At 62.5% G+C, this 17,568-nt stretch carries 15 protein-coding genes; 7 read left to right on the top strand and 8 right to left on the bottom strand.

Translation table 11 applies throughout. The features are described from left to right. The first annotated feature begins 53 nt into the window (after positions 1-53). Positions 54-1,163 carry an acyltransferase family protein gene (locus tag DBR16_RS01675; protein WP_109259503.1) on the top strand — a complete coding sequence of 370 codons (1,110 nt, stop codon included), beginning with the start codon at positions 54-56 and terminating at the stop codon, positions 1,161-1,163. A 38-nt stretch (positions 1,164-1,201) separates the two neighbouring features. Here DBR16_RS01675 and DBR16_RS01670 read toward each other — a convergent pair whose 3' ends face one another. Together DBR16_RS01670 and DBR16_RS01665 are read right to left on the bottom strand one after the other, a co-directional pair. Further along, positions 1,202-2,722, bottom strand: a complete 1,521-nt coding sequence (locus tag DBR16_RS01670; RefSeq protein WP_161539365.1) for a serine hydrolase domain-containing protein — start codon at positions 2,720-2,722, stop codon at positions 1,202-1,204. Between the two features lie 74 nt (positions 2,723-2,796). Further along, positions 2,797-3,543, bottom strand: a complete 747-nt coding sequence (locus DBR16_RS01665; protein WP_109259501.1) for a helix-turn-helix transcriptional regulator — start codon at positions 3,541-3,543, stop codon at positions 2,797-2,799. 162 nt (positions 3,544-3,705) lie between these two features. Here DBR16_RS01665 and DBR16_RS01660 point away from each other — a divergent pair, with 162 nt between their 5' ends. After that, the gene (locus DBR16_RS01660; protein ID WP_109259500.1) at positions 3,706-5,121 is read left to right on the top strand and encodes a pyridoxal phosphate-dependent decarboxylase family protein; all 1,416 of its coding nucleotides are present in this window, start codon (positions 3,706-3,708) and stop codon (positions 5,119-5,121) included. Here DBR16_RS01660 and DBR16_RS01655 read toward each other — a convergent pair. The 3 genes from DBR16_RS01655 to DBR16_RS01645 all read right to left on the bottom strand — a co-directional run bounded on the left by DBR16_RS01655 (position 5,118) and on the right by DBR16_RS01645 (position 8,511). Beyond that, positions 5,118-6,497 (bottom strand): radical SAM/SPASM domain-containing protein, encoded by a 1,380-nt coding sequence (locus tag DBR16_RS01655; protein WP_161539364.1) that lies wholly within the window; start codon positions 6,495-6,497, stop codon positions 5,118-5,120. The two genes, DBR16_RS01660 and DBR16_RS01655, sit on opposite strands and share 4 nt — an antisense overlap. A 41-nt stretch (positions 6,498-6,538) precedes the next feature. After that, the gene (locus DBR16_RS01650) at positions 6,539-7,153 is read right to left on the bottom strand and encodes a hypothetical protein (RefSeq protein ID WP_109259498.1); all 615 of its coding nucleotides are present in this window, start codon (positions 7,151-7,153) and stop codon (positions 6,539-6,541) included. A 68-nt stretch (positions 7,154-7,221) separates the two neighbouring features. Next, entirely contained in the window at positions 7,222-8,511 is a 1,290-nt protein-coding gene (locus DBR16_RS01645) for an adenylosuccinate synthase (RefSeq protein ID WP_109259497.1), read from the bottom strand. Positions 8,512-8,620: 109 nt separating this feature from the next. Here DBR16_RS01645 and DBR16_RS01640 point away from each other — a divergent pair, with 109 nt between their 5' ends. Further along, positions 8,621-9,160 (top strand): hypothetical protein, encoded by a 540-nt coding sequence (locus DBR16_RS01640; protein ID WP_109259496.1) that lies wholly within the window; start codon positions 8,621-8,623, stop codon positions 9,158-9,160. A 100-nt stretch (positions 9,161-9,260) separates the two neighbouring features. Here DBR16_RS01640 and DBR16_RS01635 read toward each other — a convergent pair whose 3' ends face one another. Then, a complete protein-coding gene (locus DBR16_RS01635; RefSeq protein ID WP_109259495.1) occupies positions 9,261-9,833 on the bottom strand; it encodes an acyloxyacyl hydrolase in 573 nt (190 codons plus the stop codon). 74 nt (positions 9,834-9,907) lie between these two features. After that, a complete protein-coding gene (locus DBR16_RS01630) occupies positions 9,908-11,077 on the bottom strand; it encodes a phosphoserine transaminase (protein WP_109259494.1) in 1,170 nt (389 codons plus the stop codon). A gap of 123 nt (positions 11,078-11,200) precedes the next feature. On the opposite strand from DBR16_RS01630, the gene DBR16_RS01625 reads away from it, so the two are divergent. Both DBR16_RS01625 and DBR16_RS01620 read left to right on the top strand, forming a co-directional pair. Next, positions 11,201-12,340, top strand: a complete 1,140-nt coding sequence (locus tag DBR16_RS01625) for an aminotransferase class V-fold PLP-dependent enzyme (protein WP_233347488.1) — start codon at positions 11,201-11,203, stop codon at positions 12,338-12,340. After that, entirely contained in the window at positions 12,337-13,236 is a 900-nt protein-coding gene (locus tag DBR16_RS01620) for a DMT family transporter (protein WP_109259493.1), read from the top strand. The genes DBR16_RS01625 and DBR16_RS01620 overlap by 4 nt, the downstream gene beginning before the upstream one ends. 89 nt (positions 13,237-13,325) lie before the next feature. Here DBR16_RS01620 and thiD read toward each other — a convergent pair whose 3' ends face one another. Continuing rightward, positions 13,326-14,126, bottom strand: coding sequence for a bifunctional hydroxymethylpyrimidine kinase/phosphomethylpyrimidine kinase (thiD, locus tag DBR16_RS01615; RefSeq protein WP_109260002.1), 801 nt, complete (start codon positions 14,124-14,126; stop codon positions 13,326-13,328). Between the two features lie 306 nt (positions 14,127-14,432). Here thiD and DBR16_RS01610 point away from each other — a divergent pair, with 306 nt between their 5' ends. Continuing rightward, the gene (locus tag DBR16_RS01610) at positions 14,433-16,196 is read left to right on the top strand and encodes an ABC transporter ATP-binding protein (protein WP_109260001.1); all 1,764 of its coding nucleotides are present in this window, start codon (positions 14,433-14,435) and stop codon (positions 16,194-16,196) included. A 113-nt stretch (positions 16,197-16,309) separates the two neighbouring features. Continuing rightward, positions 16,310-17,557 (top strand): M1 family aminopeptidase, encoded by a 1,248-nt coding sequence (locus DBR16_RS01605; RefSeq protein WP_109259492.1) that lies wholly within the window; start codon positions 16,310-16,312, stop codon positions 17,555-17,557. Positions 17,558-17,568: the final 11 nt, after the last annotated feature.

Here is a 17,568-nt window from a genome sequence, read left to right as displayed (position 1 = left end):
AGGCGCGCGGCGCGCTTCTTGCGTGCCAACCCTCCCTGAAGCGGAGGCGCCAGATGCGCGTATCAAACCGGACCGGAAATCTGTTTGCCGGCGCCCACGGGCGGCTGGAAGACCGTGCCAATAATTTCACGGCGATCCGCATCAGTTTTGCCTTTCTGGTGCTGGCCGGGCACGCCATCATGCTGCCCATGGGTCTGCCGGTCACCGGAGCCTTCCCGGCATTCGTCGATGGCGCGGTGCAGTTTGCGCTCGACGGCTTTTTCATCCTGTCCGGCTACATGATCGCGGCCAGCCTGATGCGCTCGGGCGACATGACACATTATGCGCTGGCGCGGGTGTTCCGGATCTTCCCGGGCCTGATCGCCGCCATGCTGATCCTGTGGATGGTGGTGGGACCGCTGTTTACCGCCTTGCCGCTGGCCGAATACTGGAGCGCGCCGGAGACTTGGCTGTTTCCCTTGCTCATCGTCTTTCAGCTGGACCCGCAGGCGAGCCTGCCCGGCGTGTTCGCCAGCCACCCGCTGACCGACATGAATGGCCCGCTGTGGACGATCCGCTATGAATTGCTGGCCTATCTGGCAGCGGGCCTGCTCGCGGCTGTCGGCCTGTTCCGGAACAAGTGGGGCATCCTCGCCATTTTCGCCGCAGCGGCGCTTCTGTCCGATGTCGAGCTGCTGATGCCCTATAATGGCATTGGCGAAGGCACGCTGTTTGCCGCGGCGCGCTTTGGCGGGGCCTTCATGACCGGGGCGGTGATGTTTGCCTGGCGCGACCGGATTCCGCTGGCGCCGGGCTGGGCCGTCCTGCTGGTCCTGACCGCCTTTCTTCTGCGCGACACGCCTTCATCCATGATCGCCGGGCAGATCGCCATGGCCTATGTCACGCTGTGGGCCGGATTTGCTCGGATCCCGGGCCGGGCCGGTACGGCCATCCGCGACGTCGAGGATGTCTCCTATGGCGTCTATATCCTGCACTGGCCGATCGGGCAGATGACGCTGGCGCTGTTTCCCGGCGCAGGCGCGGCCCTGCTGTTTGCCGTCATGGTGCCCGGCGCGCTCGTCAGCGGCTGGCTGATGCGGGTGGGGGTCGAAAAACCGGCCATGGCGCTGAAGCCGCGGCGGCAAAACCATGTCCGAGTCAAGAGCTTGGCACAAGCGGGCTGACCGCTTCGGGACGATCCGCGGCAACACGCCGATGACGGTCAGTGGCGCCGGTCAAACCTGCGTCCGCCCCAGTCAAACGCAATGATCTCGCCGGTTTCGTTACGTTCGAAGCGCACCTGGTCGAAGGGTTCAAGCGGGTGCGAGCGTCCACCGAACAGATCAATCCGTGCCGGCCGCAAGCTGGCTGAATAGCCGCCCATCGTTGCTTCCAGGCCATCTCCGGAGACGCGGAGATCAAGATTGATCGGGAGGCTCGCATTCCGGTAGCTGCCGGCGTATTCCGACAGGAGTTCGGCGTCCGGACTCCAGTCCCAACCCTGCCAGACACTGTCCGCCTCATTTTCGGCGACCTGCTCGAGCCGCCAGCCAAGATAATTCCGGGTTATCGCCGCATACCGGTCGATATTGTCGCTCACCATCTGATCGGCTTCAGGATCACCGGACAGGAAATGCAGGAACATCCTGACGGCGGTCTGCGTCCACCAGCCCGTCATATTGTCGGAGTTGCTGAACACGGCAATCCCGACACCTTCCTCCGGCACGAACGCCATCATGCTGCGGTTTCCGGTGAAGGTTCCGCCGTGAATGTGAACGTCGAAATCCTGATAAGTGCACAATTCCCAGCCCAGAGCATATCCTGAACAAGGCATGTCATAAGGGTTTTCGGCATCCTCCCGGCCGGTTTCAACATAGGACGTCTGGGCGGTTTGCAACATGCTGTGGGTCAGGCCGGCCTCGGGAGCTTCGCCCCGAAGCTGGAGCTGGAGCCATGTGATCATATCATTCGGTGATGTGACGATCCCGCCCGCCGACTGCATCATGCCATCCGTCTTGGGCTGCACATCATACCAGCCGTTTTCCTCGCCCAACCAGAGATGGCCCCAGGACAATTCTTCCAGGCCAAAATCAGATGTCCGCGTGGATGTGTGCTCAAGCTGAAGCGGCTCAAACACAATTTCATCCAGCCAGTCGCGCCAATTGCGGCCGGTCGCCGTTTCCAGTATCGCTGCATAGACATTGTATCCGATGTTGTCATAGCGGAATCCCGGATCGCGCGGGGTGGCCGCAAGCGACATCAACTCCGGATAGTCCTCCATGGCGATATTCATGATATTGGCTTCGAGGAATGTGATCAGCGTATTCCGGAAGGGGACCTGGTGGGTCAGCAAGTCGCGCAGTGTGTAGTCCGCCGGGTCCATACTGTCCGGCCAGCGGACCTGCGGCCAGTAAGTGTCGATCGGTGTGTCCAGCGGAAGAATGCCCCGCTCATCGAGCACTGCCCCCAGCAGGCCGACATACGCCTTGGTCTGGGAAGCAATATACATTGGTGTATCCGAGGTCAGCGGTGCGCCGTTTGCCGCCCGGCGAAGCCCTTCTGCCCGATTGATCAGTACATCGTCCGCTGTAACAATGACGACGGCATAGCCGGGACCAACACTGTCTGAAAACCGGTCGAGATAATCATTCATCCGTTCCGTAGCAGCCGGAATATCCTGCGCCTCTGCTGTTGGTCCGGTCATAGCCGCCGCCAGAACGGCGCAGACAGCGATCATTCTCATGAGGTAGCTCCTGATTGTCATATCGGCAATCAGGATAGGAAGGCAGCATGCTGTTGAATTGAACGGATTTCACCTCAGGCGGCGAGCATCCGGGTCAGACGTTGCGGGGTCAGCCCGGTTTCGCGTTTCAGGACCCGGATCATGTGGCTCTGATCAGAAAAGCCCGCCGTGACCGCCGCCTGCGCGGCGGTTTCTCCGCGCGCCAGTTCACGCACGGCATGGCTCATGCGGCAGCGCAGGCCATAGAGGCTGGGCGGCACGCCAAACCATTTGCGGAAACCGCGGGACAAATGCCCGCGATGAATGCCGAAACCATCGGCCGCCCGGTCGAGATCGATGCACTCATTTGCTCTCAATTGATCGCGAAGCCGGAGCGCCCATCCGGGGGGCGGGCCCGAGGGCGAGGCGCACGTGGCGGCCGCGGCAATCAGGTCCGCAGCGGCATTGCGCAGCTCGCCGGGCATGAGCGCCGCACCCACAATCTGCCGGGTCAGAGCCACTTCGTCAGCGTCGGCATGACGCCAGTTCCAGGCCCTTTGTGGTACCTGCCGGCCGGTTTCGAAATTCAGGGAGAGGATCAGCGCCCCGGTCTCTCCGTAATGATTGGCATGATCCAGACCCGCTGCCTTGTAGCCAATATGGGCCGTGGCGATATCGGCGGTCCGGGCATCGGAAATTTCCCGGAAACCGCCGGCCATGAGCACGGAGACCTGCCCGTGGCCGTGCGCATGGGCGGCCATGGTCTCACCCGGCTCATACCAGCTGAGACGAAGTGTCAGATCCGGATCTGACAGCAGGGTTCTAACGCGCCGATGAGTCATCTGCCCTCACTTTCATCCCTGTGATGCCAACCGGGATGCTGCCGGATGATTAAATTACCGACAGATTTGAGCATTGCGGGATCACAAGACCGATACCGGGATTGCCGCTGATCCCAATTCGCCGCAATTTCCGCCCAATCTTCCATTCGCAGGACGGCCCGCATGACATTCGAGGACTTCCGCGCGCAGGCGCACCGCTTTTCCGACTGGATGACGGATTATCTGGAGACGGTTGAAACCCGCCCGGTGCGTTCGCAGGTCCGTCCTGGTGATCTTCTGAAGCAATTGCCGGCTCATGCCCCTTCTGGCGGCGAGCCCATGGATGCGATTTTCGCCGATTTTGAAACGCTGATCATGCCCGGCATCACGCACTGGCAGCACCCCAGTTTCTTTGCCTATTTCAACGCCAATTCCAGTCCGCCCTCGGTGCTGGCGGAAATGCTGACCGCGACTCTCGGCGCGCAATGCATGCTGTGGGAGACCTCGCCGGCGGCCAACGAGCTGGAAACCCGGATGATGGAATGGCTGCGCGAAATGTCCGGCCTGCCCGATACATTTACCGGCACGATCCAGGACTCCGGCTCGGCCTCCAATCTGTGCGCCCTGATCGCCGGCCGCGAGCGCGTCACACAGCGCCGCGCCGCGCATGGCGGCCTGGCGGGGGAAAGCGCGCCCGTGGTCTATGCCTCGGCCGAGGCCCATTCCTCGGTCGAGAAAGCGGCCCGGATTTGCGGCATCGGCTCGGACCATGTGCGCAAGATGACGCCCGGCCCCGATTTTGCCATGCGGCCGGAAGAGCTGGCCGCCGCGATCCGGGCCGACCGGGCGGCGGGGCTGGCCCCGAGCTGTGTGGTCGCCTGCCTCGGCGCAACGGGGCTGGGCTCGGTCGATCCGATCCGCGCCATCGGTGAAATCTGCCAGCAGGAGGAGGTGTTCCTGCATATCGATGCGGCCTGGGCGGGCACGGCCATGATCCTGCCGGAGGAACGCCACTGGATGGACGGGATCGAGCTGGCGGATTCCTATGTCTTCAACCCGCACAAATGGATGTTCACCAATTTCGACTGTTCGGCCTTCTATATGCGCAATCCGGCGGAGCTGGTGGATGCGCTGGCCATCTCCCCCGCCTATCTGGAATCGCCGGACGGTGAACAGATGCCCGAATACCGCGACTGGAGCGTGGCCCTGGCCCGGCGGTTCCGGGCGCTGAAGCTGTGGTTCGTGATCCGCAGCTATGGGGCCGACGGGCTGCGCGCCATGGTCCGCCAGCATATCGATATGGCCAAGACGCTCGAAACGCGGATCGCGGCCACGCCGGACTTTGAAATCATGGCGCCGCGGCGCTTTGCGCTCACCGCCTTCCGGTACAATCCGGGCGGGATGGACGAGGCCGCGCTGGACGCGCTGAACATGCGGCTGGTGCGGGCGATCAATGACAGCGGCCGGCTCTATCTGACCCGGACCACCGCCCATGGCCGCGTCGTGCTGCGCATGGTCACCGGGCAGATCTATACCGAGCCGCGCCATGTCGAGGCGGGCTGGCTGGCCATACAGGAGATTGCCCGCGGTCTGGGTTAGACGGTCTGACGTGGCAGGGGTGGCAAATCCGTTGAGCCGATCTCGTCGATACTGTCGCGCAGATGGATCAAACGCAGCATGTCGGGCAAGTTATAGCGAAGCGGCGTGCAATGCCCTGGCCCGTCCACCGGACGCTTTTCCGCCTCCCATGGGCAGCCGCCCTTGCACAGGGGCTGAACGGAACAGGTCCGGCATTCAGCATGCGTGAAGGGGTCATAATCCTTCCAGAATTGGTCGCGGCTTTCCTTCACACTATTCACAGCGACCGCTCCGTTCTCGCCGATGCGGGCATAGGCTTCGCTTTCCGGCAGAGCCGTCTCGTTCCAGCAACGGAAGACCAGTCCTCCGGGTGAAATCACCGCTCCACCCGGCGCATCACCGACGCAAAGACTTCCGGCATGCGGGCGCGGCAATTCGAAGCCGGGGCGCAACCCCTTGCGGATCATCAGGTTCAACAATCTCACTTCTGCGGCTGCAAATTCTTCCCTCGACAACATGGTGCCGCCGAGATCGCCACACTCATCCGTATAATCTACGACATGCCCGAAATAGGGGCTGACATAGCCCGCCAGGCCTTCCGCGATGACCAGATCAATAAGTTCGGGAATACGATTGACATTTTCACGGTCGAGATTGATCCGCAGGCTGACCGGGAAGCGGCCCTTGATGGCTTTCAGATTGACAAGAATCTTGTCAAAGCTGGGCTTGCCGGCGCTGGTGAACCGGCGGCCATCATGAATGTCCGCCGGGCCGTCGATCGTGACTTGCGCTCCGGTAAAGCCCGGGCGCGAAGCAAAATAGGCAATGCGTTTTTCTGTCAGAAGCGACCCGTTCGTGATCATGAATTGTGTGTAGGCCGAGCCGCGCTCATCCGTGATTTCCTGCAAAGCGGCATCGAGTTCGGTGAGCTGCCGGAAAGCGGCGAGCGGTTCGCCGCCGAACCAGGTCACGTTGAGCGGCGCGCCTGCTTCCAGATTGTCCCGGACATAGGCGGAGACGGCGCGCAGGTCGGCATCGGAGAAATGGCGCTTGGGATGTTCCTCGAAACAATAGGAGCAGGCGAAATTGCAGCTCACTGTCGGCGCAATCGTCAGATTCAGTCCGGTCTCGGCCGCCCGGCCCTCGAAATAGGATTGGCGGACCGCTTCGCGCTCATCATAACCGGCGGGCACGAGGAAGCCGGCTTCAACCAGACCGGCGATATCCTCCGGCGATGCGGAGCCCGGATTGTCGAACAGAGCTGCAATGTCCTCGAATTCACCCGCGCTGACAGCCGCAAAAGCCCCGCTGGCCGTATTGTACATGAGGATAATCCCGTCGAAAGCCGACGGCACAAAGCAATTGAATTGCGAAGCGACCAGCTGATCGCCGGTCACGGCTCTGGATTGGCCATCATGCATTGGCAGCAACAGCTGGTCTAATCGACCTGTATGACGTTGAGCTCGATATAGCGGTTGTCCATTTCACGCTCCATCTGTTGCATGATCCGCCATTGCTCACGCCCGGCTTCGGGTAACCGGCCTTCGCTGAGCATGCCTGCTGACGCGTTCGAGGTGCAGGAATTCGAGCCACAGGTCTGCGATCCGCAATTATTGGTACCGCAGGTATTGGTTCCGCACGTATTGCTTCCGCACGTATTGTTTCCGCAGCTGAAGACGCGCGGATCGCCGTCCGGGCCATAGGCCAGATCGATACGGATAACGCCGGTAAAATCATTATCGAGTTGGGATACCAGGTCGCGCACCAGTCCGGTGGTTCGCTCGGCTTCGCCCTGTGGCACAAGACTGTCATTGCGCAACAGGCTTGCTGCCTGACGGTTCACCGCATCAAGGCCTTGCCGGGCGCTCACCATGGCATAATTGCGGGATTGCGAAACAGCGCGGCCGGTTTGTGGCAGGACACGGCCTGGAAGGACCGGACGGGGCACACGCTGAATTTCCTGGGCACCCGCCTTCGCGCCCATGCCCGCCAGGCCCATGGCTGCGGCAGATTTCAGGAACAGGCGGCGATTCTTCTTCCGTTTGTCAGTCATCGGATTCCTCCCCTGTTGGCGGCCAGCTTAACAGAGGCAGGAGATTTTGGCCATGAGCCGTCGGGAAATCAGCCCCGGAAGGGATCGGTGACGAGGATGACATCCTCGCGCTCGGGGCTGGTGGACAGCATGGCCACCGGCACGCCGATCAGTTCCTCGACGCGGCGCACATATTTGACGGCGGCGGCGGGAAGCTGGCCCCATTCGCGAGCGCCGAAGGTGGAATCCGACCAGCCTTCAATCGTCTCATAGACCGGTCTGGCGCGCGCCTGCAGGCCGCGTTCCGGCGGCAGGCGGTCATAGCGCTCGCCATCAATCTCGTAGGCGATGCAGATTTTCAGCTCATCAAAACCGTCGAGCACGTCCAGCTTGGTCAGCACCACGCCGTCAATGCCGCCGACCGTCACCGCCTGTTTCACCAGAACGGCATCAAACCAGCCGCAGCGGCGCTGGCGGCCGGTCACGACGCCGAATTCGCGGCCTTTTTCGCCCAGCAGCCGCCCGGTTTCATCCTTCAGTTCGGTCGGGAACGGGCCTTCGCCCACGCGGGTCGTGTAGGCCTTCACAATGCCCAGCCCATAGCCGGCGCTCTTGGGTCCGACACCGGTTCCGGCCGAGGCCTGCCCCGCCACCGTATTGGACGAGGTGACGTAAGGGTAGGTGCCATGATCGACGTCGAGCATGGTGCCTTGTGCGCCTTCGAACAGGATTTTCAGGTCGTCTTTTATCGCCGCATCGAGATCGCGCCAGACCGGTGCCATATAGGGCAGGATAACCGGGGCGATCTCTTCCAGCGCGGCAATCAGCTCGGCGGCTTCGTATTCCGGCTGGCCGAGCCCTTTGCGAATCGCATTGTGGTGATGCAGCAGGTCTTTCACCTTGGCGGGGAGCGAGGCCGGGTCGGCGAGATCGCAGACGCGGATGGAGCGGCGGCCGACCTTGTCTTCATAGGCCGGGCCGATGCCGCGGCGTGTGGTGCCGATGGCCATGCCGTCATCACGATTCTCGCGCAGGGCATCGAGCTCGCGGTGAACCGGCAGGATCAGGCTGGCGGTTTCGGAGACTTTCACCAGATCCGGCGTGATGTTCACGCCCTGATCCTCGAGCCGCTTTTTCTCGTCGCGGAAGGCCCAGGGATCCACCACCACGCCATTGCCGATCACGGACAGCTTGCCGCGCACGACCCCCGATGGAAACAGGGAGAGCTTGTAGGTCTTGTCGCCGACCACCAGTGTGTGCCCGGCATTATGCCCGCCCTGGAAGCGTGCCACGACATCTGCACGATGCGAGAGCCAGTCGACGATCTTGCCCTTGCCCTCATCTCCCCATTGCGCGCCGACGACGGTCACATTGGCCATCTGGAAATTCTCCGCTCATGCCGCACCGCCTCACGGGAATGTGAGACGCCAAGCGCGGTCTATCAGCCTAATCTGGGTTCTGAAAGCCTCCAGAACCGAAGGAGATATCATGTACCGGAAAATGCTGGCTGTTGCCGGATTGCTAGCCCTGTCCTCGCCCGCCGCATGGGCCCAGACCCCGCCGGGATGCGACGGGATGGAAAACCGTGGTGATTTCAATTTCTGGGTCGGAGAGTGGAATGTCTACAATCCACAGGGCCAGCTGGCGGGCACAAATTCCATCCGCAAGACCCAGGGCGGTTGCCTGATCGAGGAGCATTGGAGCGGGCTTCGCGGCGGCCGCGGTTTTTCGATGAATTACTATGATCCGCTGGAAGATGCCTGGCGCCAGACCTGGATGAGCGCGGGGGCCTATATCGATTATACGGGCGGGCTGAATGAAGACGGCGCGATGGCGCTGGAAGGTGAAATTTTTTACCATGGCAATGGTAATCGCGCTCCGTTCCGGGGTTTGTGGACCCCGAATGAGGATGGCAGCGTGACACAGCATTTCACACAGTATAATGCTGAAACCGAAAGTTGGGATGTCTGGTTTACGGGACGTTATGTCCGTCAGCAGGATGATCCGGACACGCATTCCGGGGAGTAGGACTCCCGGTCCCTTTGTCTGTCCTCCCGGAATGCGTTGCGCCGCTGATCCACCCCCGGATCAGCGGCGCTCTTGCATCCGGCCGGCAGTACGGAACGGGTTAGCGGCCACCCCAGCGATAGCCGAAGCGGATACCGGCATTGTCGAGCGCCTGGTTGCGGCCGCTGCCGAGAATCTGGCCATGGGAAATGTGCTCGTAATAGGCGCCGACCGTGATCTGGTCGGAGAGCTCGTAATTCAGGGCGAATGTGGTGTGAAAGAGAATGTGCTCGCCCATCAGTGACCGCGTGGTGGCCAGACGGATGCGGTTGGGATCGCTGGGCGGGGCCGTGCGGTCAATGTCGCGGACACCGTCATTGTAGGACAGGCCGAAAGCGGGCTGGAAGGACAGGTTTTCAGTGATATCGAAATCCCATTCCAGGCCGGTGCCGCCGAAATTGGTCAGGCCATTCGTATTGTGAGAGAAATAGAGATAGGGACGCGGGGTCCAGATCATCCGCAAGGCCTCGATCTGCGGACCGACCAGGCCAAGCGTGATGTTCGGACCATCCTCGACATGATCGGACAGGTCATGGGCCGTCACGCCGAGCCGGAATTCCCAGTCATGGTCATCTGCCAGTACCGGCGCAGACCATAGCGCCACGCCCATTGCAGCCAGAACACATGTTTTCATGAACCTATCCCCTACCTGGTCACGCCAGTCTGACGTTGGCCATCAGTCTAGAACGCGTTGCGCCTCACGCAAAGCTACATTTCGGCACGCGCTTCGGTATAGGCCCAGTCGAGCCAGGGGCCGAGCGCCGCAATATCATCGGCCTCTACGGTCGGCCCGCACCAGATGCGCAGTCCGGCCGGAGCCGAGGGGTGCGGATTGACATCCAGCGCCGCATTCTCGCGCTCCAGCAGGGCGACCATCTTGCGGGTCAGCTGCCACTGTGTGTCCTGATCCAGCGCGGCGATGTCGGGCTCGGCGAATTTGAGCGTCACCGAGACCGGCGAGCGTGTGGCGGCGTCTTCACACAGCCAGTCAATCCAGTCCGTGCGCTCGACCCAGCCGCTCAGTGCGGCGAAATTCCGGTCCACGCGGCTGATCAGGGCCGGAAGCCCGCCTTCCCGCGCGGCCCATTTCAGCGCCATCAGATAGTCTTCGAAACAGAGCAGGGACGGGGTGTTCAGCGTCTTGCCGTCAAAGATTTCCTCGTTGACGCCCGTGCCTTCGGCATTGTGCAGCTGCAGGATGCGCGGCACCGGCCAGGCCGGCCTGTGCTGCGACAGGCGTTCGATGGCGCGCGGCCCGAGGATGATCATGCCGTGCTGCGCTTCGCCGCCAAGGGATTTCTGCCAGGAATAGGTCAGCACATCGATTTTCGACCAGTCGAGCTCCATGGCGAAAGCTGCCGAAGTGGCATCGACAATGGTCAGGCCTTCGCGGTTTTCGCCCAGCCAGTCCGTATGCGGAATACGTGCACCGGATGCGGTGGCATTCCAAGTAAACACGATATCGCGTGACGGGTCGGCCTGACTGAAATCCGGTGTCTTGCCGCCGTTGGCCTCGAAAATCCGCAAATCCTGCAATTTCAGTTCGTCGCGGGCATCCTTGGTCCAGCGTCCGCCGAACACATCCCAGGCAAAGACATCCACGCCGCGCGGGCCAAGCAACGACCACATGGCCGATTCCATGGCCCCGGTATCGGATCCGGCCACCATCGAGACCTTGTAATCCGCCGGGCATTCGAGCAGCGCCGCCGTCCGCTCATAGGCCTCGACGATGCGCTGGCGGGGTCCGTTGGCACGGTGGCTGCGCCCCAGCATGCCATTGGCCAGCTGATCGGCAGACCAGCCCGGATGCTTCTTGGTCGGGCCGCAGGAAAAGCGCGGATCAAAAGGGCGAAGATGCGGTTTGGAATATTCGGTCATGACGGGTCCCGGCGTTTTCTCCGGACTAGCCCCGCCACATACGGACGGTCAATTCGCAATGTGTTTCAAACCTCCGGCTTTGTTGATTTGACGCGATGGGCGCGGCGGTCCAGATGCTCGCGCATGATGAATTCCGACTACCGCCCGCTCTTCGATCTGCCGCGTGATCTCGCCTATCTCAATTGCGCCTATATGGGACCGATGCCGCGCGCCGCCGCCGCGGCCGGCCAAGCGGCCTATGACCGCCGCATGAGGCCGTGGGAAATGGGCATCCAGGACCAGTTCTTCGACCAGCCGGAAGCGCTGCGCGCCGAGGCGGCAAGACTGTTTGGCGCGACGGCGAATGACATCGCCCTCATTCCCGCAGCGAGTTATGGCCTCGCACTGGCCGCCCGCAATTTGCCGCTGGAGCCAGGGCAGCACATCCTCACCCTGGCAGAGCAGTTTCCGTCGAATGTCTATATCTGGCGCGAGAAGGCCGCCCGCGCAGGCGCTACGGTCAAGGCCGTGTCGCGCTCCGCCAACCAGAGCTGGACCGAGGCGGTGCTGGACGCCATCGGCCCGCAGACCGCGATCGCTGCCCTGCCCGAGACCCATTGGGCGGATGGCGGACGCCTGGATCTGGCGGCGGTCTCGGACAAGCTGCGCGCGCAGGGCGGGCGGCTGGTGCTGGACCTGACACAATCGCTGGGCACGTCGCGATTTGATCTGGCCGCGATCCGGCCGGATTTTGCGGTTGCCGCGGGCTATAAATGGCTGCTCGGCCCGTACACGCTGGGCTATACATATATCGCACCGGAGCATCAGGGCGGACGGCCCCTGGAAGAGGGATGGATTGTCCGCGAAGGGGCCGAGGATTTTGCCCGGCTGGTGGACTATTCCGATCATTATCAGGACGGGGCCCGGCGCTTCGACATGGGTGAACGGTCCGGCTTCCAGCTGGTCCCGGCGGCGCTGGAATCGCTGAAATGGCTGAATGCGCTCGGCACGGAAGCGCTCAGCGCGGCATTGCTGGAGCGCACACGGGCACTGGAAGAGGCGGTGCGGCCGCTGGGCGTGACCTGCGATGCGCCAGAGCGGGCGGCGCATTATCTCTGCCTCGCCCTGCCATCGGATGCGCCGGGCGATATGGCACAGCGCCTGAGCCGGGAAGGCGTCTCCGTATCCCAGCGCGGCGCGCGCCTGCGTGTCACGCCGCACCTTTACACCGATGACGTGGATATTGCGCGCTTCGCCGATGCCATGGCGGCCGCAATCGCATGAGCGATATCGAACACGCCGGACCCAGGGACTGGGCGCTGCTCCTTTTCCTGGCGGCCCTTTGGGGCACGGCCTTCCTGTTCATCCGTTTCACCCTGGAAAGCCTGCCGCCGGCCGCTCTGTCCTTCTCGCGGCTGACGATTGCCGCTGCGTGCGTGACGGCTTTTGCGCACTTGCGCGGCCACCGGCTGCCGCCGCTTTCCGATCCGCGCTGGCTGTATTTCGCCTTTCTCGGCTTTTTCGGGAATGCCCTGCCCTTTTTCCTGATCCCGCTGGGACAGACGCAATTGCCGTCGGCGCTGGCCGGAATCCTGCTGGCGATCATGCCGCTGGCGACGGTGGCGCTGGCCCATTTCTTCGCCAATGAACGGATGACGGCCTGGAAGCTGGCCGGGTTCGCGGTCGGCTTTGCCGGGGCCGTCATCCTCATCGGGCCCGCCGCCCTCGTCGGGCTGGGCGGGCCCACCTTTCTGGCGCAGCTCGCCATTCTCGGTGCCGCCCTGTCCTATGCGCTGAATGCAATCATGACGCGCCGCACGCCGCGCACCGATCCGGCCGTGCTGGCCTCGGGCGCGCTGATCTGCTCCTCGCTCTGGGGCGCGCCTTTCGGGATCTGGCAATTGACGGTGAATGATCTGCCGGCCACGGCGTCAGGCTGGGGGTCGCTGGTCTGGCTGGCGCTGGGGCCGACGGCTCTGGCCACGGTGCTCTATGTCGGCCTGATCGCGCGGGCGGGGGCCGGTTTCATGTCGCTGGTCAATTATCTGGTACCGATCGTGGCGCTGTTCACCGGCCTGGCGTTCGGCGAAGCGATCGGCTGGAACGCCTATCTCGGCCTGTTCATCATTCTCGCCGGGATTGCGATTGCACGGCGGCAAATCCCGCGCCCTCCGTTCTAGCGCCGCGGCGGGGTCCAGTCCTCGGGCTCGACATTGCGGCGGCGCATCCGCAGGGCACGGTCAGGCCTCATCGCCCGTCCCCCGCAGTGTTACCGGTCCGCCCTCCAGGCGTGATGGACCGGTCCGTGGCCCGAACCGAAGCCGGGCGCGCGGCGTATCGCTTCCGACAGATAGCGGCCAGCCTGTTCGATGGCATCCGGCAGATCATGTCCCTGTGCCAGATGCGCCGCAATCGCCGATGCCAGCGTGCATCCCGTGCCGTGTGTATTCGTGGTGTGCTGGCGTCCGGTTTCAAACATCATGGTCATTTGCGGCGTTACCAGCACATCGGTGATGATGTCACCCGCCAGATGCCCGCCCTTGACCAGCGCCGCCTGTGCGCCCGCTTCCACCAGCGCCTTGCCGGCGTCTGCCTGTTCCTGTGTGGTGGCCACCGTCAGGCCGGTCAGTTTTTCCGCTTCCGGCGCATTGGGTGTGACCAGGGCGGCGCGCGGCACCAGGCGGGCACCGATGGCTCTGGCGGCGGCCTCGCTGACCAGCTGATCGCCGGAGGTGGCGACCATGACCGGGTCGAGCACGAGGGGGATAGCGGGATAATCCGCGAGCAGATCTGCCACGGCTTCGACAAGTTCGGACGTGCCCAGCATGCCGGTCTTGATGATGTCGGCACCGATATCATCGAGCACGGCCCGGGCCTGTGCGACGACAATATCCACGGGCACAGCATGCACCGCGGACACGCCAAGCGTATTCTGGACCGTGATGGCGGTGATGGCGGTTGCCGCATAGCCGCCCAGCGCGGTCACCGTCTTGATGTCGGCCTGGATGCCCGCACCGCCGCCGGCATCGGAGCCTGCGATGATCAGCACCCGCCCTGGATAGTCAGCCATATTGCCCCCCGGCCACAGATGTGTGGCCTCAATGCCGCGCTTTCGCGCCAATGGCGATTTGCGGCGCACCTTTTTCTGGCCCTTTCCGTTTTGCGCGTGTAAGAGCCGCCTCCCCAGACAGTCATTGGAGCGCGTTTCAGACCCATGCACAAGATTCGACTTTAGAAGGCGGCTGATCGATCGCCTCTTGCCGGACCTGTCCGCGTTGATGCCCCGCATCGCGCCCGCTCCGGTTTCTCCCGCGATCCCCTCCACCTTTCAAAGACCGAACCAGCATGAGGCGGACAGGTTTTGTCCGATTCTGAAATGACCCAGACTGCTCATCGCGCCCCGCGCATCCTGTCCAATCTTTCCGTTGTCCGATTCCTGTTCCGGCAATGGCGCCGCCGTCCGTGGTTCTTTGCCGCGCTGGTCGGCTTCACCGTCATCGCCACCTGCGCAGATGTCTTTATTCCCATCGCGGCCGGGGCGCTGATCGATGCCCTGAATACCGGCAATGGCCTGCACTGGTCTGCCTATGCGGCCTTCATCGGGCTGGCGGCGACGGTGAATCTGTTCCGCCAGATCGCCGTGCGCTTCGAGGTGCGTTTCTCCTCGGCCAACATGGCCGACATGGTCTCGGAGGCCTTTGCCAAGGTGCAACGCTTCTCGCTGGACTGGCATGCCAATACCTTTGCCGGCTCGGTGGTCCGCAAGGTGACGCGCGGCATGTGGGCGTATGACACCATCACCGCGACCATGTGGTTCGGCCTGTTCCCGTCGATTTTCGTCATGCTGGGGCTGGGCGTGTACATGCTGACCCAGTGGTGGGTGGTCGGCCTGTTCTCGCTGAGCATCACCGTGCTGTTCGTGGCCGCGACGGTGTGGGCGGCCAATAGTTATATCCGGCCGCAGAATATCCGCTCCAACGCGATTGATTCCGAGCTGGGCGGTGCGGTCGCCGATGCCATTGGCGGCATTGCGACGGTGAAGAGTTTCGGTGCGGAATCGCGCGAGGATGCGCGTTTTTCGCGGCTGGCCTGGCGCTGGCGGGCGGAGGTCAAGAAGACCTGGCTGCGCTTTGTGAATACCTGGCTGATCCAGATCATCGCCATTCTGGGCCTGCAGGCCGGATTGACGGGCCTTCTGATCAATATGTGGATGGCGGACCGGGCCAGCCCCGGCGATGTCGTCTTCGCGATCACCGCCTTTATGATGATGGCGGGCTATATGCGCCGCTTCGGCGAAGAGGTTCAGAATGTCCAGCGCGGTCTTGACGAGATCCAGGACATTGCGGGCTTCGACGAATTGCCGGTGCAGATTGCCGATGCCGAAAATGCGCCGGATTTCACGCCCGGCGCGGGCGATATCGTGTTCGATGCGGTCGGCTTTGCCTATGAGAACCAGAAGGCCCGGCTCTATAACGGGTTTTCCCTGCATATCACGCCGGGGGAACGTGTGGCGCTGGTCGGACCGACGGGCTCGGGCAAGTCCACCTTCGTGAAGCTGCTGCAGCGGCTTTATGACGTTCAGGACGGGGCGATCCGGATTGATGGCCAGGATATCCGTTCGGTCACCCAGGCAAGCCTGCGGCAAGCCGTGGCGCTGGTGCCGCAGGACCCGGCCCTGTTTCACCGCACGATTGCGGAAAATATCGCCTATGCCCGGCCAACGGCCCGCCGCACGGAGGTGGAGGCGGCCGCGATCCGTGCCAATGCGCACGACTTCATCCAGCGTCTTCCGCAAGGCTATGACACGCTGGTGGGTGAGCGCGGGGTGAAGCTGTCCGGCGGAGAGCGGCAGCGCGTCGCCATTGCGCGGGCCATCCTGTCGGATGCGCCGATCCTGATCTTCGACGAGGCCACGTCCAGCCTCGACAACGAGACGGAACGTGATGTTCAGGCGGCGCTGGAAAGCGCGACGGCGGGCAAGACCACCATTGTCATCGCTCACCGGCTGTCGACGATCCGCGATGCCGACCGGATTCTGGTCTTCGACCGCGGCCGGATCGTCGAACAGGGCACGCATGACGAGCTCGCGGCGCAGGGCGATGGTCTCTATGCGCGGCTGGCCGCGCTGGCGGCGGCGTAGGCTTGCGCGCCTGACCTGCACCCCGCACGGCGCCGGCGGATTGGATGCTTCTTGCATCCGATCCGCCGAATGGCCGCATCCTTGTCCAAAAGAACAGACAAGGGAGTCGATTGATGAAAATTCTTTCCATGGCGGCAGGTGCCGCGTTTTTGATCACGGCGGGCGCCAATGCCCAGTATGGCGAGCCGGTCTATCACTATCAGGGTGAGATGGAGGCGCAGACCGAAACCGGCTTTATCGACCTGGACTGGGACATCCAGATTCTGGACCCCGACCAGCAAATGGTAACCTTCCTGCTGAGCGCCACGCTCGGCAATGTCGAGGTGAGCGGCGATGTCGCCAATGTCCAGATAGCTCCGCAAGGCCCGTTCAATGCCATTGTCATCCAGCTGGATGCGGCGGACGCCGGGGGCCGCCGGCAAATCCAGATGACCTATGACGGCGTCCTGTTCCCCGCGCCCATGGACACAGACATCAACGATATTTCGCCAGAGCGGGTCGAATTATCCGTCGACGGATTCTGGTTACCGATAGATGCCAGCTTCCAGGGTTTCTTCACGGCGGACCTGACGATTGATGTCGGCGCGCCCTGGTCAGGCATCGCCAATGGCGAAGTGATACAAATGCCCACTGGTGTTCGCGTGATCAATACCGACCCGTCGCTCGATATTGCCTTCACACTGGCACCGTCATTCCGCACCACGCATCATGACGGTTTTTCCCTGCATGATCTGCGTGATGCCAATGACGGCGCTGGCGTTCTGATCGGCGCCGCTAGCTATTGTGTGGATTATCTGAACGGGCTCTATGGCGGAATGGATCGTCTGCCGCACATCAATTTCACGATCAATCGACGGTCCGGCAGCGCCTATAACCGCCGCAGCTATATTTCGCTGACAGATATTTCCGATGCCGCGCCTGAAACCATGACACAATTCGTGTGTCACGAATTGTCCCATCACTGGAGCTTCGGAGCGAATTTCAACACCGTCGAGAACTGGCTGAATGAATCCTTCGCCGAATATATCGGCAATATGGCGGTGCGCGAGCAATTCGGCGAAGCGGTGTTTCTTGATCGCATGAATCTCTTTGTGTCACAGATTGATGGTCAGAACTTGCCCGCCATCTGGACTCCGCGAGCCACCGACCGCGGTCCGGAACTGGTCAATTATCGCGCCGGTCCTGTCGCGCTGTGGCACCTGGAAACCTATCTGGGCCGTCCGGCTTTCGACCGCTTCATCACACGCTACATGGTCGATGGCATCGATACGACACCCGATCTTCTGGCGATGCTGGAAGAAATCGCCGGGCACGAGGCCCGGGACTGGTTCGAAAACCGGCTGGCACACTCTGGACCCTGATGTTTCCACTG

It is taken from the genome of Hyphobacterium indicum (assembly GCF_003129605.1).
In the GTDB taxonomy this organism is placed as follows: domain Bacteria; phylum Pseudomonadota; class Alphaproteobacteria; order Caulobacterales; family Maricaulaceae; genus Hyphobacterium; species Hyphobacterium indicum.
The sequence above is the reverse complement of the archived record's forward strand: the minus strand, read 5'-3'. Positions and strand labels throughout refer to the sequence as shown.

Coding starts and splice junctions, on each gene's coding strand:
- DBR16_RS01630 (WP_109259494.1), bottom strand. CDS start 11,077: ATGACCGAATATTCCAAACCGCATCTTCGCCCTTTTGATCCGCGCTTT.
- DBR16_RS01610 (WP_109260001.1), top strand. CDS start 14,433: ATGACCCAGACTGCTCATCGCGCCCCGCGCATCCTGTCCAATCTTTCC.
- DBR16_RS01660 (WP_109259500.1), top strand. CDS start 3,706: ATGACATTCGAGGACTTCCGCGCGCAGGCGCACCGCTTTTCCGACTGG.
- DBR16_RS01665 (WP_109259501.1), bottom strand. CDS start 3,543: ATGACTCATCGGCGCGTTAGAACCCTGCTGTCAGATCCGGATCTGACA.
- DBR16_RS01645 (WP_109259497.1), bottom strand. CDS start 8,511: ATGGCCAATGTGACCGTCGTCGGCGCGCAATGGGGAGATGAGGGCAAG.
- DBR16_RS01640 (WP_109259496.1), top strand. CDS start 8,621: ATGTACCGGAAAATGCTGGCTGTTGCCGGATTGCTAGCCCTGTCCTCG.
- DBR16_RS01670 (WP_161539365.1), bottom strand. CDS start 2,722: ATGAGAATGATCGCTGTCTGCGCCGTTCTGGCGGCGGCTATGACCGGA.
- DBR16_RS01625 (WP_233347488.1), top strand. CDS start 11,201: ATGATGAATTCCGACTACCGCCCGCTCTTCGATCTGCCGCGTGATCTC.
- DBR16_RS01605 (WP_109259492.1), top strand. CDS start 16,310: ATGAAAATTCTTTCCATGGCGGCAGGTGCCGCGTTTTTGATCACGGCG.
- DBR16_RS01650 (WP_109259498.1), bottom strand. CDS start 7,153: ATGACTGACAAACGGAAGAAGAATCGCCGCCTGTTCCTGAAATCTGCC.
- DBR16_RS01635 (WP_109259495.1), bottom strand. CDS start 9,833: ATGAAAACATGTGTTCTGGCTGCAATGGGCGTGGCGCTATGGTCTGCG.
- DBR16_RS01620 (WP_109259493.1), top strand. CDS start 12,337: ATGAGCGATATCGAACACGCCGGACCCAGGGACTGGGCGCTGCTCCTT.
- DBR16_RS01675 (WP_109259503.1), top strand. CDS start 54: ATGCGCGTATCAAACCGGACCGGAAATCTGTTTGCCGGCGCCCACGGG.
- thiD (WP_109260002.1), bottom strand. CDS start 14,126: ATGGCTGACTATCCAGGGCGGGTGCTGATCATCGCAGGCTCCGATGCC.